General features: G+C 40.8%; 13 protein-coding genes. 6 read left to right on the plus strand and 7 right to left on the minus strand.

The window, feature by feature from the left end:
• The first annotated feature begins 87 nt into the window (after nt 1–87).
• Nucleotides 88–1,359, plus strand: coding sequence for a GGDEF domain-containing protein (locus EC846_RS06370; RefSeq protein WP_123774594.1), 1,272 nt, complete (start codon nt 88–90; stop codon nt 1,357–1,359).
• Nucleotides 1,360–1,419: 60 nt separating this feature from the next.
• On the opposite strand, the gene EC846_RS06375 is transcribed toward EC846_RS06370, so the two are convergent.
• The gene (locus EC846_RS06375; protein ID WP_004773728.1) at nt 1,420–2,649 is read right to left on the minus strand and encodes a L,D-transpeptidase family protein; all 1,230 of its coding nucleotides are present in this window, start codon (nt 2,647–2,649) and stop codon (nt 1,420–1,422) included.
• A gap of 199 nt (nt 2,650–2,848) precedes the next feature.
• Here EC846_RS06375 and hemE point away from each other — a divergent pair, with 199 nt between their 5' ends.
• From hemE to EC846_RS06395, 4 genes are all read left to right on the plus strand, one after another.
• Nucleotides 2,849–3,922, plus strand: coding sequence for a uroporphyrinogen decarboxylase (hemE, locus tag EC846_RS06380; protein WP_123774595.1), 1,074 nt, complete (start codon nt 2,849–2,851; stop codon nt 3,920–3,922).
• Between the two features lie 44 nt (nt 3,923–3,966).
• Nucleotides 3,967–4,761 carry a DUF817 family protein gene (locus EC846_RS06385; RefSeq protein ID WP_123774596.1) on the plus strand — a complete coding sequence of 265 codons (795 nt, stop codon included), beginning with the start codon at nt 3,967–3,969 and terminating at the stop codon, nt 4,759–4,761.
• A 172-nt stretch (nt 4,762–4,933) separates the two neighbouring features.
• Nucleotides 4,934–5,404: a DUF3015 family protein gene (locus EC846_RS06390; protein ID WP_123774597.1), complete on the plus strand. Its 471-nt coding sequence runs from the start codon at nt 4,934–4,936 to the stop codon at nt 5,402–5,404.
• A gap of 82 nt (nt 5,405–5,486) precedes the next feature.
• Nucleotides 5,487–7,367: a DUF4105 domain-containing protein gene (locus EC846_RS06395; protein ID WP_123774598.1), complete on the plus strand. Its 1,881-nt coding sequence runs from the start codon at nt 5,487–5,489 to the stop codon at nt 7,365–7,367.
• A gap of 36 nt (nt 7,368–7,403) precedes the next feature.
• Here the strand turns inward: EC846_RS06395 and EC846_RS06400 are convergent, their stop codons facing one another.
• From EC846_RS06400 to trpD, 6 genes are all read right to left on the minus strand, one after another.
• On the minus strand, nt 7,404–7,763 hold the full coding sequence (locus tag EC846_RS06400) for a cupin domain-containing protein (protein ID WP_123774599.1): 360 nt from the start codon (nt 7,761–7,763) through the stop codon (nt 7,404–7,406).
• 14 nt (nt 7,764–7,777) lie between these two features.
• On the minus strand, nt 7,778–8,326 hold the full coding sequence (gene folE, locus EC846_RS06405) for a GTP cyclohydrolase I FolE (RefSeq protein WP_171062185.1): 549 nt from the start codon (nt 8,324–8,326) through the stop codon (nt 7,778–7,780).
• Nucleotides 8,327–8,417: 91 nt separating this feature from the next.
• On the minus strand, nt 8,418–9,107 hold the full coding sequence (locus EC846_RS06410; RefSeq protein ID WP_005258830.1) for a Smr/MutS family protein: 690 nt from the start codon (nt 9,105–9,107) through the stop codon (nt 8,418–8,420).
• A 137-nt stretch (nt 9,108–9,244) separates the two neighbouring features.
• Nucleotides 9,245–9,670, minus strand: coding sequence for a hypothetical protein (locus tag EC846_RS06415; RefSeq protein ID WP_123774600.1), 426 nt, complete (start codon nt 9,668–9,670; stop codon nt 9,245–9,247).
• 97 nt (nt 9,671–9,767) lie between these two features.
• Complete coding sequence (gene trpC, locus EC846_RS06420; protein WP_123774601.1) at nt 9,768–10,574, minus strand: indole-3-glycerol phosphate synthase TrpC; 807 nt, start codon at nt 10,572–10,574, stop codon at nt 9,768–9,770.
• Nucleotides 10,575–10,583: 9 nt separating this feature from the next.
• On the minus strand, nt 10,584–11,633 hold the full coding sequence (gene trpD, locus EC846_RS06425) for an anthranilate phosphoribosyltransferase (protein ID WP_123774928.1): 1,050 nt from the start codon (nt 11,631–11,633) through the stop codon (nt 10,584–10,586).
• A gap of 355 nt (nt 11,634–11,988) precedes the next feature.
• Here trpD and EC846_RS06430 point away from each other — a divergent pair, with 355 nt between their 5' ends.
• A complete protein-coding gene (locus EC846_RS06430; RefSeq protein WP_123774602.1) occupies nt 11,989–14,721 on the plus strand; it encodes a TonB-dependent receptor plug domain-containing protein in 2,733 nt (910 codons plus the stop codon).
• Nucleotides 14,722–14,726 lie beyond the last annotated feature (5 nt).

A 14,726-nucleotide genomic window follows, 5' to 3' on the forward strand; every position in this document is an offset into this window, starting at 1 on the left:
GTGGTTAAGCAAAGCACATGACAAAATGAGAAATTGTGTTATTTTTATGCGGCACAAGAATAGTGCATTATAAAAAGAGTATTCGGGATGGATAACCAATATGATCTTGATCAATTACGGCGGTCAAAAGAAGATCTAGAGCAGCTTGTTGCCCAGCATATCCAGTCCAAAAATGCCCATCAAACCTTACCTCAAGCACTGGAAAATGAATTCTGGAAGTTTAATGTCGACCGAACGCGAATTAATGCGATTCAGTTTTTTGGACAGGGCGTCATTACCTATACTATTTTTGTGCTGTTGATATTACCTTCTAATTTTATTGTGATTCGAAACAGCGAAAATTTTGTTCTGGATTTTATTTATAGCATCCTGAGCCTGATTGTGGTGGGTGCTGCGCTTTTCCTGTTTTGGGCAGTGTCCCGTTTTAAACAAGTCAATTCCTTATTCTATCCAGCCGTCTGTGTGATTGTTTTTTTTACAATCGTATTGACCTCATTACTCATGATGAGTGTGTCGAATGTCGTCTTACAAAATCAGGCTATGGTGCTGGTGGCATTTCTATATATGCTGGGTTTTATCCTGAGTGGCATTAGACCTGTACATATGTTGTGGATTGGCTCTTTCGCAGCGATGTCTATTCTACTTTTTTTATATCTATTTCATATTCCCTGTGATTTTCTCATGATCGGGAGGACATTGATTGGAAGTTTATTATTAGGTTTTTCAATTAGTGTCATGCTGACCTCCAAAGAAAGAAAAATATTTATCAAGTCAAAAATATCGGAGATTGATGAGCAGATTCTCCGTCTTCAGGCTTCCGAATTATTACATTTAAGTCAGCATGATGAACTGACCAATGTGTCAAACCGCCGTACTTTTGAAGAAATGTGTACCTATCATTATCAGCAAGCATGTAAAGAACATAAGCCTTTGTCTGTGCTGTTTATCGATATTGATTATTTTAAAAACTATAATGATTTCTATGGTCACCAAATGGGGGATCAGGTCATTGCTGAAATTGCAAAAACCATAAAAAGCTCAATTCGACATATGGATTTTGTGGCGCGTTACGGGGGCGAGGAATTTGTGGTTCTACTTCCTGAAACGTCGGCTCAAGGCGCTTATGCGGTGGCAACCAATATCTACCGCGCGATTGACCGCTTAATGATCCCACATCACAAATCGACAGTTTCTCATTATGTGACCATTAGTCTGGGCATTACCGTGTTTAATGGTAATGCAAAAATCAGTCAGGAAATGCTGATTCATACGGCCGATAAAGCTTTATATCGTGCTAAGCAACTGGGACGTAACCAGATTTACTATCAGCCATTACCAACCTTAGAAGAAAATATTTAAGCAATAAAAAAACCGAATATCAGAATCGATATTCGGTTTTTTGTTTAGAATAATTTTAAATTATTCCAAGAATTTTACAGTCACGCCTGAACGTACTTTCGCGCCCAAGTCGTTAGCATCCCAGTTAGTCAAACGGATACAACCGTGTGATGCTGTTTTAGAGATTAAAGACGGATTTGGCGTACCATGAATACCAAATGATTTTTTGCTTAAACCGATCCAGATATTACCTACTGGTGCATTTGGACCTGGTGGTAAAGAAAGGGGTTTAAGGTTTTTACCTTGCACAAAGTTTGATGGAGAGTAGCTATACCAAGGGTTTTTCGCTACACCCACTACTTTATAGGTACCTGTCGGAGAAGGCGTATCAGTACTGCCAATTGTTGCAGGAAATGAGGCAATCATCTGGTTATTGCTGTTGAATAAATACAGTTGACGTGCGCCTTTATGTGCCACGATCAAATGAATATCTTCAGGTAAATCATTGCGCACATTGGCTACAATAATTTTTTCACCAGGTTTTTTGAATGTTGCCGTAGGATTCAGTTTCTTTAAGAAAGCCTCATCCATATGGAATTTTTCACCCAGCATTTCTGTAACACGGGTGTAGTACAAACCTTTCATTTTTGCTTGTAAAGCATAGTCTGATGGGATTGAATCCGCATAAGGGCCTTTAAAGTCAGCATCAGTCAGCGTGTATTCTACATAAGCTGGCTTAGTTTGCTTGGCAACGAGGGCATCCCATGTTTCTTTGGTCAACTGACCCGTTGGGGTAATACCGTTCATTTGCTGGAATGACGCAATCGCTTTTAAGGTATTTTTACCATTTGAACCATCAATAGCACCAGGTGAAGCATGTGCATTGTTTAACATCACATGTGCACGTGCATAAGCTGGTAGTTGTCCTTTCGGTAAACCTTCAGGCCATTCAGCATTATTCATGCTGTCCAGCGTCCATGAAACTTTAGCTGTAGGAGCAGCAGTCTTTGAGGTCGTTGAGTCAGATGTATTTTCTAATTTTTGCGATACAACCGAAGCAGCGCCAGTATTCACTTGAGGCTCAGATGCCGCTTGAGCGACCACACTCGAAGCGGGTTGAGCTGCAACACTTGAGGCAGGCTGGGCAGTAACACTTGAAGCTGGGCGCTCGATAGCCAGAGGATCAATCGGATCTTGTACTGAACCAGCGATTTTTTTTGGATTTAATGGTTGCTCAGTTGTTGGAGCAGCGAAAGCAACATTAGCAAGAATACAACTTAAACTCATAGCGAGTAATGAGCGAACAAACATGTAATTCAACCTTATGAATTATTCATATTGAGATATAAGATATTGCAAGTATTACAGAAAATGAGCGCGCTTGCAGTAGCAGTTTTGTGTCAAAGCGAAAATTTATTTTAAGTCATGAATTTTGTATGGAATTCGAATTATAAATTCCAAGCTAACTTTGTTATCATGCGCTTTATATGAAAAAATTTAGAGATTGGTAATGACAACGTTGAAAAATGATCGTTTTTTACGAGCTTTATTACGTGAACCTGTAGACACCACACCAGTATGGATGATGCGTCAAGCAGGGCGTTATTTACCAGAATATCGGGAAACGCGTGCACAAGCAGGTGATTTCCTCTCTTTATGCAAAAATACCGAATTTGCTTGTGAAGTAACTTTGCAGCCTCTACGCCGTTATGAGCTAGATGCAGCAATTTTATTCTCGGATATTTTAACTGTTCCTGATGCTTTGGGCTTAGGTCTGTATTTTGAAACTGGCGAAGGCCCAAAGTTTCATAAAACAATACGTACCGAACAAGATGTCGCAAATCTGCCGAAATTAAATGCCAAGTCAGATTTAGCTTATGTGATGAATGCAGTATCGACCATTCGTTCAGCTTTAAATGGGCAAGTGCCTTTAATCGGTTTTTCTGGCAGCCCTTGGACTTTAGCCACCTATATGATTGAAGGTGGTTCAAGTAAAGAGTTTCGTTTCACCAAGAATATGATGTATGCGCAGCCAGAAGTCTTGCATGCGTTATTGGATCATCTTGCAGATTCAGTGATTGACTATCTCAATGCTCAGATTGATGCGGGTGCTCAGGCGATCCAGATTTTTGATAGCTGGGGCGGTGCGCTGGCGCATAGAGAATATGTTGAGTTCTCATTGAACTATATGACCAAAATCATTGCTGGATTGCAAAGAGAAAAAGATGGTCGCCGTATTCCGATTATTGTCTTTACCAAAGGTGGCGGACAGTGGTTAGAGAATATGCTGACTACGGGTGCAGATGCATTTGGTTTAGACTGGACTACACCGCTTTATACCGCACGTGATGTTATTGCAGGACGTGCTGCCTTACAGGGTAACCTAGATCCAGCCGTACTTTATGGTTCAGCTGCTTCGATTGAGAAATCGGTCAAAGCCATGCTGGATGATGCCTATGCCAATGGTGAGAAAACAGGTTATATCGCCAACTTGGGTCATGGTATTACGCAGTGGGTTGATCCGGCACAACCGAAAATTTTTGTGGATACAGTACATGAATACAGCGCGAAATATTTAGGCTGATATTTAACAGACACTTCAACGTTAAACAGGCTAGGATCAGTTTCGTGCAGTTTATTGTATTACCACTCAGTTTTATTACTAAGGCAGCTTCGGCTGCCTTATTTGGGTTATTGTTGCTGATCGCATTTGCCGTCACTGCACCCATGGGAAGTCATGAATACTGGGGCTTCTTTCGTTATGATTATTTGCTGTTTTATGCCCTAGTCATTCAGGTTTGTCTGGTTTATTTAAAGTTAGAATCATGGGCAGAAGCGAAGGTTATTGCTTTATTTCATATCATGGCAATGGGCATGGAGATATTCCTGACCCATCCTGCGATTGCATCTTGGCAATATCCACAACCAGCCATTTTTAAATTATGGACTGTGCCACTCTTTGCCGGATTTATGTATTCAGCCGTGGGCAGTTTTTTCGCTCGGTCATTACGGCTTTATCAGGTCTCTTTTGAGTCTTTACCGCAATTTGGAAATATGCTGTGTCTGGCGGTTTTATCTTATTTAAACTTTATGACTAAGTTTTTTATTCCAGATATTCGGGTGGCTTTATTTATATGGAGTGTTGTGATTTTCTGGAAGACCAAACTTTATTTTCAGTTGCAACAATATCGTTTTAAAGTGCCGATGTTACCGATTTTACTGTTGTTGGCTTTCCTGATCTGGATTGCTGAAAACATTAGTACTTTCTATCAAATCTGGCTCTATCCAAGTCAGGTAGATGCATGGCATATGGTGGGCTGGGGCAAATTAGGTTCTTGGTATTTATTATTATTACTGAGTCTGGTTTTGGTATTAAAGATTCTTGGTACACGAGATAAACATGGGATATGGCGCTTAAATTAAAATTGTCGAGAGAATGGGGCTTTTGCCCCTGATATAAATATTTCAGATATATTTAAAAATTTATTTGCTAAAACAAGTCAAGCTGGTTATTTTAATTCCTGTGTAAGAAGAATTACACAACACAATAGTGATAACAAATAGTTAAAAATAATTGATACTGGAGATCGTTCCTATGTTAAAGAAAATTGCATTAGCTGCATTGTTAGCCGCTGGTTCAACTGTAGCAATGGCTGATAATGATGTGGGTTGTGGTGTGGGTACACAAGTTTGGGCGGGTAAAAAAGGTGTTGCACCTAAAATTCTTGCTGCAACAACCAATGGTATCTTTACCAACCAGTTACTCGGTATTACCTTCGGTACTTTAGGCTGCCGTCAGGGTGGAACAGTCACAGCTCAAGTGGTGACATTTACCAATGAAAATGCTGAAGCTTTAGCGCGTGATATGGCTGTTGGTCAAGGCGAAAGCTTAAATGTTCTTGCAGAATTAATGCAAATTAAAGCCAATGATAAAGCACGTTTCTTTGCTGTATCTAAAGCCAATTTTGCAGAAATTTACTCAAGCAAAAATACAAATTCACTTCAAGTTCTAGACGCTTTACAAGGTGTGATGGCAAAAGACACGGTACTTAAAGCTTACGTTTAATTTGCTGCATGATAAAACCCTGTCTTGATGGCAGGGTTTTCTTATCGCTATTTTCCTTATATTTAAAAATATTTGCTGCTGAATGAAATTAATTACTTTTGCGATAGCGTCTTTGATGTGCCATTTTGCACATGCCTCGGTTGAATCTGATTTACAGCAATATTTAAACTTTGCTCAACAAAAACAATTAGACCAGCAAATCACATGGCAACGCTTGATGTATGCTGACCAAAAGCAAAACAGTGAAGTCAGTTATGCAGGTTACTTTTATGCCAAAGATGGCAAAATGAATTTAAAAAGCGAATTACAAGCAGATATTAAAGCCTTATTTCTGGAAGCTGCCGATAATCAATCGATACGATGTAAATTCCCTGCACGAAGCCGCTGGTTGATGCAGCAGTTGAATATTGAGTCGACACAACTTCCCCAAGCCAATTGTACTGAGTTTGAGGACTGGATTAATCAGATCAAGCCGTATAAGGCCACCTTGATTTATGCCACTGACTTTATGGGCAATCCAAGTTCCATGTTTGGGCATACTTTATTGCGCCTAGACCCTAAAGATCAGAAACAGCTTAATTTGGTCTCGTATGCAGTCAATTACGCTGCAACGGTGAAAGGGGATGATAACTGGTCTTATGCATGGAAAGGCTTAACTGGACAGTATCCTGGTGAATATTCATTGATGCCGTACTACCGTAAGGTCAAAGAATATGGTGATTTTGAAAGCCGTGATCTATGGGAATATGAGCTGAATTTAACCCCTGAAGAAACCCGTTTTCTGGTCGAGCATATCTGGGAAATGCAGCATGTGAGTTTTCCTTACTATTTCGTCAGCGATAACTGTGCTTACCGCTTGCTCGGCCTGATTGATCTGGTACGTCCGAATTTAAACTTAAAACAGCAGTTTAATTATGCTGCCATTCCAATTGAAACCTTGAAGGCTGTTGACCAACAAAATCTGGTTAAAGAAGTGGTCTATCGTCCTGCACTGGAAACCCAATTACTTGCTCAAGCCAAGCAGCATGGCACGCCTTTAGCTAAAGTTGCACATCAGGTTGCGTTTACTGAGATTAATCAAGCTGAACCTGTTTTAAAAAATTACAGTCCGTCTGAGCAGGCTAAAATTCTAGAAATGGCCTACGACGATTTATATCTGCAATATATTAGCCATCAGGTCGATGCAGATTTTGCTCAACCACAATTACGCCAATTACTGGCTCAGCGTAGCCAGATAGAAGTGCCTAAACAGCGTCAGGAACCAGCCCGTCCGAAAAAGCAGCCTGTAGAAGGGCATCATGCGCGTAACTTGTCGGTAAATGTAGGTGAAGTACAAGGGCAGAAGTTTATTGAGCTGGGTCACCGTCAGGCTTATCATGATCTGATCGATCCCCAAGGCGGCTATCGGACAGGCACACAATTACTGTTTCTGGATGGCAGCCTGCAATATCGTGATGACAAGCTTAAACTGGAGCATTTAGATCTTTTATCTGTCAATTCATATAACCCGATTCAACCTTTTAAATCACCTTTAACGTGGGGCTTTAATCTAGGCTGGAAACAGGAAAGCATTGAGAAAGGCCAGTTTAGTGAAGACCAACAACATGGTGTGATGAATCTGAATATGCAGGTGGGTTATAGTCTGGCGGATTATGATCGTCGACATTTATGCTATGCCCAATTACAAAGTCATATTCAAGGTGGAAAGGACTTGGATAAAGGTTGGCGTGTTGGCGCTGGGCCTACAGTGGGGTGCATGAATGTATGGTCAGACAATATCAACAGTGTTGTACAAATAGAATTGCCGTATTGGCAAGATTTAAACCAGTGGAATCTAAGAGTGGGCACACAACTGCAATATAGTTTAAGTGTAAATGATGCTGTGCGTTTGAATTGGGATTTCGAACAGCAAGATCATAAAGACTGGAATAAATTCGGCTTGGGATATGTACGGTTTTTTTAGAGAGACTAAAGCTTTGATCAGTGCAATTCGCAGTGATCAGATTTCTACAATCACGTAGTATTTTTTGACGGTTTCCACCACTTCAAATGTTCCTAAAAATGCAGGTGGGATAATGCCTGCCTGGCCAGCAGTCACTTCAATAAAGGAATTGGTTTTTGCATCATGAATGCGCACAATGCCTTCAATGATCTGAAAGAATTCTTGCTTGTTCTCAGCAAATTGAATATTCCATGCACCGACTTCACACTGCCAAATGCCACAGTCCATCTGCGGATGTTCATACAAGCTATAAGTGAGCCGTTCAGGATTACCCTGAACCAGACGATCTGGTCGAGGGTAATCAACGCTGGCTTCATTTTTTAAATGACCGAAACCTGCTAACTGAATGGATGACATATGCAGTACTCGTATTAATAGCTTTCTGGTACAGCGCTCAAGAACTCGCGACGCGTATCTTTATCTGTTTTAAAGTCACCGATAAAAGAAACTGTACGAGTGGTTGATTCTTGCTTACCCACACCACGCATCATCATGCACATATGTGCAGAGTCAATCACAACTGCAACACCACGGGCCTGAGTTACCTGAGCAACTGCTTCAGCAATCTGCTGTGTCAGGTTCTCTTGAACTTGAAGTCGACGCGCAAACATTTCAGTAATACGAGCAAATTTTGATAGGCCCAGTACCTGACCCTCAGGTAAATAAGCGATATGCACACGGCCATAAAATGGCAATAAATGGTGTTCGCAAAGCGAATAAAATTCGATGTTTTTAACCAATACCATTTCATGGTTATCGGAAGGGAAGAGTGCGCTATTCGTAACTTCTTCAAGCGTTTTGCTATAACCAGAAGTTAAAAAAGAAAAAGCTTTCGCCGCACGCATCGGTGTATCTTGCAAGCCCGGGCGATTTAGGTCTTCGCCAACGGCAGTTAAGATATTTGCGTACGATTGCTGCATAGACATAACAATGTTCACTTAGGTGGGTTGAACAAAAACGGCAATTGTATCAGAAAACGATTAAAAATCTTAATTTTGATATAAATGCCGATTACTGTTTGAATTTAGGGTTCTTTTCAGCACGTTTGAGCAGGACTAAAACAGCGCCTGTGCCGCCCTGATTTTCAGGCGCGCTGACAAAAGCAAGTACATCACGATGCTGTCTCAGCCAGCCATTGACATAGGTTTTTAAAATTGCTTCTGGACCTTTGCCATGCACGATCTTGATGACATTCTGGTTTTCTTCTTTTGCCATTTGAATGATTTGCAGAACCGCTGCACGTGCTTGCTCAACGGTACAACCATGTAGATCCACAGCCTCGAACCAGCGAATTTTACCGGCTTTTAAGTCTTCAAAGACTTTGTGCTGTAAGGTCGCGATGCGGTAGCTTAATGCCGCTTGACTAGCCACAGGATTTAAGATCGCTTGGGTATCTGAAATCTCTGTAAGCTCTTGCTCAGCTCCACCTTCTGCCGCTGCACGTTTTGCCAAGGTTTGGGCATCAACTTTTTTGCTACGCGTCACTTTGGTATCGGCAATATTTTGATTGTCGATTGGTTTGACCCCAAGTAGGGCTTTTTTAAAAAGTTCTGTATCTTCCAATTCTTCAGCAGCAGCTTGAGCCTTTTTTGATTCGGCTTGCTTTGCAATCGCGCTGGATTGAGGATTAGAGATTTGCTTTTTAAAGGCTTTCAGTAAATTAAACTGATCTTTAGAAAGCGATGAATCGTGTTTACTCATAATGTTAGAAAAATAGGCAAGATACGAGAGAGGTGTGAAATTATAGTCTGAATCTGTGATGATTTGAACTATATTACGTTCAGGAGACTATGGAGATTAGTTTTTTAGAGCGGATTGAAAATTAAAATGCATTATTTTTAAGATGATGACTCACTTATAATTTTTATCATTCGAGATTGATTTAAACCTTTATTTTTAAAGCGATCATATAGTTCAAAACAAATATGCTGATTTGCTTGGAGACGCGGTAAAGTGTGATCAAAATCAAAATAGCGAATATAACCAGATTGATCCATGACAATTGCTAGCCGTTCGAAGTGACCGCCTCGTTTTGGAAATCTCTTATATTGTTCGATTACACCACATGCTTGAGACGTCATTAAAGTCTGCGCAGGGGATGAATACATTGCAATGCCAATCAAAATGCAGCCAGGAATGATCGTTAAGTAGTAAAAAACTCTTGGATCTTTAAAACTCTGAATTTTTTCGTAAAAAAATAAATGACTATAAATAGGAAAACCCACTAATAAGATTAACCCGATAAGTAATAAAAAGTTATTCATATTGTTCCATCAATTTTATTCTTTATTCGGAACTTATCTTTAGTTCTAGTATCATTTTAAAGGTTCAAGGCAGAATTTTACCTTGAACCTTATTGGCTTAGATTTGCTCAGGCTGACCAAACAATTCATTAAATGCTTGATCTGGGCGAGGTTGTTTCATAAAGCTTTCGCCGACCAAGAAAGTATGAATATCATTGGCTTGCATCATTTCTACATCAGCAGGCGTGGCGATACCACTTTCTGTCACCAAAACGCGAGAAGCAGGCAATAATTTCTTTAAACGCAATGAGGTATTTAAATCGACATCAAAGGTTTTAAGATTACGGTTGTTGACACCCAAAATGCACTGTTCAGACAGCTTTAAAGCACGCTCTAATTCATATTCATCATGCACTTCAACTAACACATCCAACTGCTGCTCAAATGCCGTTTTCGACATTTCTTCCAGCTGTTGATCGGATAGGCAGGCCACGATTAGTAAAATACAATCTGCATGTAAAGCACGTGCTTCAATGACATTATAAGGATCAATCAAAAAATCTTTACGTAAAGCTGGTAGGGCACAGTGGTTACGTGCGATAGCAATATTTTCATCCGCACCTTGGAAGAAATCCACATCCGTTAATACAGACAGGCAAGCAGCGCCCGCTTGTTCATACTGTTGAGCAATTTCTGCGGGATTGAAATCTGCACGAATAATGCCTTTAGACGGAGATGCTTTTTTAATTTCAGCAATAACGGCTGGACGTTTATGTTGCAAGGCATTGGCAAAACCACGTACAGGTGAAGCCTCTTTTGCCCATTGTTCAACATCATGCAATCTACGTTGTTTTAAACGTGCTGCAAGCTCCTCATGTTTGCGGTCAACAATTTTACCTAAAATGGTATTTTGAATATCGATCATGAGAAGTCCTTAGTCTGCCTGATATTGTTTCAATGTCTTGGTAAATTCAGCCAAGATACTCATTTTTTCGAGCGCTTGTCCGCCGTACAGAATATCCTGCGCCAGCTCAACAGCTTGTTTATAGGTTTTGGTAATGCCTGCTACATAAATCCCTGCAGCTGCATTCAGTGCAATCATATTTGCTGCTTTTTCGCCAATGTCGGATTTATTACGGCCTAGTGCATCTTTAATCAGTTTTAGGCTTTCTTCTGAACTATTCACCACTAAACCTGACAAGGTTTGAGATGGAAGGCCGACATCATCTGGATTCAATGTCCATTCGGTAATTTCACCATCTTTGAGTTCAGCGACGGCAGTGGGAGCAGCCAGACTGATTTCGTCCAGACCATCTTTAGAATGCACAACCAGTACATGCTCGGCACCCAACTGTTTTAATACTTCAGCAATCGGACGGCAAAGTTCGTCTGAGAATACGCCAATCACAAAACGGTTCACGCCAGCAGGGTTGGTCAATGGTCCCAATAAGTTGAAAATACTGCGGATTCCCAATTCACGACGTGGGCCAACAGCGTATTTCATGGCTTTATGATGATTTGGCGCAAACAGGAAACCGACACCCATTTCACGGATGCAGCGTTCAGTTTGTTGCATATCCAGGTCAAGCTGAATCCCGATTTGCTCAAGTACATCAGAAGAACCTGATTTACTGGATACACCGCGGTTACCATGTTTGGCAATAGTTGCACCCGCAGCGGCAATCACAAAGCTAGAAGCGGTTGAAACATTAAACAGATTTTGGCCGTCACCCCCTGTACCCACGATATCGACAAGATGCGGAATATCACTGACATCAATCTTGATGGCAAACTCACGCATAATGCGTGCCGCAGCGGTGATCTCATCAATACTTTCACCTTTCATGCGTAAGCCCATCATCAGTGCACCAATCTGCGCTTCCGTTGCTTCGCCCTGCATGATGCTGCGCATCACATCTTCCATTTGAGGCTGGGTAAGATGAATGTTTTTGGTAATGTGATTAAGGGCCTGTTGGATATTCATAGTCATGAGTTACAGCATCAATGATTAAAATTTTGAGTGAGGTCAGTTGTCTGAGTCGATGGTTTGGCTTTTTGTGATCCATGATTCACTAGCTGCGAGCTATGTTATCAGAAAATAAACAAAGTTTTTTGTTGTTCGGTCATAGTTTTAAAAATTTTGCTGCTTCTCTGATATGGTATTTTTGAATAGCTCGATTTATTTCTGGAAAAAGGTTTTAATTTATTCTGAGTTTTTATGATAAGGAATTAACCTTTTGGTATATCTTAATCATACATATCCCTAGAAAAAATGAGTATAAATCAACTAAATAAAAGTGGATATATTAGGTCGGTCTTCATTTTATTCATCCATAAATATGTACCTAAATTACTTGAAATATCTTGGGGCTGCTAAAAATAAAGGTTGTTTTGTTTTTGTCTTTATTGCATGCCTTCATCCATTAGAAAGTTATGCTGAGACCCATGTAGAACAGCCACAAAGCAAGGCAACATCGGATAAAGTGGTGCGTGTAGCAGTCACAGGTTCACGTATTTCCAAAGCTCAAAAAGATGGCCCGACCAGTGTAACCGTGATTACCGCAGCCGATATCGAAAAGCAGGGCTTTAGCAATGCCTTCGATGCATTAAATAACCTGACCCAAAATACAGGCTTTGTGCAAGGAGCTGATTATGGCAATACCTTTACGCCTGCCGCCAATGCAATTAGTTTACGAGGTTTAGGACCGAATCACACCCTGACTTTAATCAATGGACATCGGGTGGCTGATTATCCTGTGCCATATGATGGCGCTGTGAATTTTGTCAATTTAGCCAATATCCCAACTGCAATTATTGATCGAATCGAAATATTAAACGGTGGTGCTTCCGCGATTTATGGTTCAGATGCAATCGCAGGTGTAGTGAATATTATTCTGAAAAAGAAAACCGATGGAAACCAATTTAATATCAAGGCAGGTGGAACCAAAGAAGGTGGGGAGAACCTACGTTTACAACTGAGTGGTAGTAAAACACTAGATAAGTTAAATCTGGTGTATGGACTTGAACTGAGTGGGCGTGAACCGATTTGGGCAGCTGATCGTGACTTTATGATGAGCCGAACACGTTTGGGGGAAAAGCCAGACACGATCGTTGGACGTAAAAATGCCAAGACAGGACAATATCTCTCAATCGGTGGTTGTGATGCATTTGATGATTTATTTAAAGGATCAGTCCAGAATATAGGAAAAACAGGTGCAGATAACTGTGCCAGTGGATTAGCACGACCGACCTATTGGACGGTTCAAACCAAGAATCGCAGCCAAAATGGCTATCTCGGTTTGGATTATGAGCTGAATGAAAAAACACAATTATTCGCAGATGTTTTGATTGGTGCCAATCAAATTGAAAATAATACCCGTGGCCCGATATGGACATCCTTAGGTGCAAGTAGCGGCTATTTTCTTAATCAAGACACAGGAAATTATGAAATCTGGACACGACGTTTTGCGCCAGAAGAATTAGGGGATGTTGAGCAAGCCAATAAAAAATGGAAAGAGCTCTCTACAAATTTAAATTTTGGTATTCGTGGTGATATTGGGGACAGCAGCTGGCGTTATGAAGCTGCCTATAATGGCTCGATTTATACCAGTCAATTACGCAAACAAGGTCTGGTACGCTCGAATGTTGATGCATATTTCTTGGGCCAGCAACTGGGGATAGGTCAGGATGGCATTCCGATTTATTCACCGAATCTGGATCGTTTAAGTCGACCACTGACGGTAAGTGAATTTAGAACGATTTCGGGCACGACAGAAGAAAAAGATAAGTCTTGGGCACAGAGCTTAACTTTAAGTGCCAATGGTGATGTTTTTGAACTTCCTGCAGGAACGGCCAAGCTGGCTGCTGTGGCAGAAATTGGGCGTCAAGGTTTTACAATCAAACCGGATAAAGCGGTAGAAAATGGTGACTTCTATAATGCGACTTCCAGTGGTGAATATGGTGGGGCGCGTACACGTCAGGCATTGGGTACGGAACTCTTTCTACCGTTAGCAAAGCCATTAAATTTAACGCTGTCTGGACGTTATGACCGGTATGCTTTGTCAGATAACAGTATTGATAAATTCACGTTTGGTTCAGGACTTGAGTTTAGACCACATCCAACCTTATTGGTTCGAGGTAACTATGCGACCAGTTTCCGCGCACCAGATATGAATTATCTGTTTTTAAATAAACAAAAAGGTTATTTCCCAAGTACCACCGATTATTTACGTTGCAGTCAGACGGGACAAGCTTTAGATAAATGTAGCTTTAAAGATTATTCACCAGGAGCAAACTATACCTTAACGGGCAATAAGGATTTAAAGCCTGAAGAGGGTAAATCTTATGGTGCAGGTTTTGTTTGGTCACCAAGTAATAAGTTTGATATTTCCGTCGATTATTGGGATATCAAAATTGATAATCTGGTAACCAATTTAAGTGAAGATAAAATTTTACGTCAAGAAGCTGCTTGTCGTTTAGGGGCGCAAGATATTAATTCAGTACAATGTGTTGATGCGTTGGCACGTGTAGAGCGTAATCCAGCAAATGCAGTGGTTGATCCAAATGTGATCAACAATATCAATATTGTGCCGATCAATGCTGCTTCAGATCATACCCGAGGAATTGATTTCACCAGCAAATGGCGTTGGAAAACTGAAAATCTGGGTAATTTCCTGTGGACGGTGAATTATAGCCGCGTGCTTGAACGTGAATATCAACAATCTAAAGACGGCGAGAAAGATAATTATCTTAAAGACTTAACCATTCCAGATTGGAGAGACCGTTTCAATACCAGCCTCAGTTGGAATCGAGGTGATTGGGCATCGACAGTTCTGGTGAATCGCTATGGCAAGATTCCAAACGGGAATCAAACGGCTTACTTAAGCCCGACCTATTTGGTCAATTGGAGCGGAACCTATCAAATTTCTCCAAAAGCCTCTGCATCAATCATTGTGAATAACCTGTTTGACAAAGTGAAACGCGATGACACAGGCGGATGGCCATATTATCCAGTAGGATCATATTCACCATTCGGCCGTCAGGGCTGGCTGGAGTTTAATTATAAATTCTAAGAATG

It is taken from the genome of Acinetobacter sp. BIGb0102 (genome assembly GCF_003815055.1).
In the GTDB taxonomy this organism is placed as follows: Bacteria; Pseudomonadota; Gammaproteobacteria; order Pseudomonadales; family Moraxellaceae; genus Acinetobacter; species Acinetobacter vivianii.

Coding starts and splice junctions, on each gene's coding strand:
- EC846_RS06400 (WP_123774599.1), bottom strand. CDS start 7,763: ATGTCATCCATTCAGTTAGCAGGTTTCGGTCATTTAAAAAATGAAGCC.
- hemE (WP_123774595.1), top strand. CDS start 2,849: ATGACAACGTTGAAAAATGATCGTTTTTTACGAGCTTTATTACGTGAA.
- EC846_RS06410 (WP_005258830.1), bottom strand. CDS start 9,107: ATGAGTAAACACGATTCATCGCTTTCTAAAGATCAGTTTAATTTACTG.
- trpC (WP_123774601.1), bottom strand. CDS start 10,574: ATGATCGATATTCAAAATACCATTTTAGGTAAAATTGTTGACCGCAAA.
- EC846_RS06370 (WP_123774594.1), top strand. CDS start 88: ATGGATAACCAATATGATCTTGATCAATTACGGCGGTCAAAAGAAGAT.
- EC846_RS06415 (WP_123774600.1), bottom strand. CDS start 9,670: ATGAATAACTTTTTATTACTTATCGGGTTAATCTTATTAGTGGGTTTT.
- EC846_RS06430 (WP_123774602.1), top strand. CDS start 11,989: ATGTACCTAAATTACTTGAAATATCTTGGGGCTGCTAAAAATAAAGGT.
- EC846_RS06395 (WP_123774598.1), top strand. CDS start 5,487: ATGAAATTAATTACTTTTGCGATAGCGTCTTTGATGTGCCATTTTGCA.
- folE (WP_171062185.1), bottom strand. CDS start 8,326: ATGCAGCAATCGTACGCAAATATCTTAACTGCCGTTGGCGAAGACCTA.
- EC846_RS06390 (WP_123774597.1), top strand. CDS start 4,934: ATGTTAAAGAAAATTGCATTAGCTGCATTGTTAGCCGCTGGTTCAACT.
- EC846_RS06375 (WP_004773728.1), bottom strand. CDS start 2,649: ATGTTTGTTCGCTCATTACTCGCTATGAGTTTAAGTTGTATTCTTGCT.
- trpD (WP_123774928.1), bottom strand. CDS start 11,633: ATGAATATCCAACAGGCCCTTAATCACATTACCAAAAACATTCATCTT.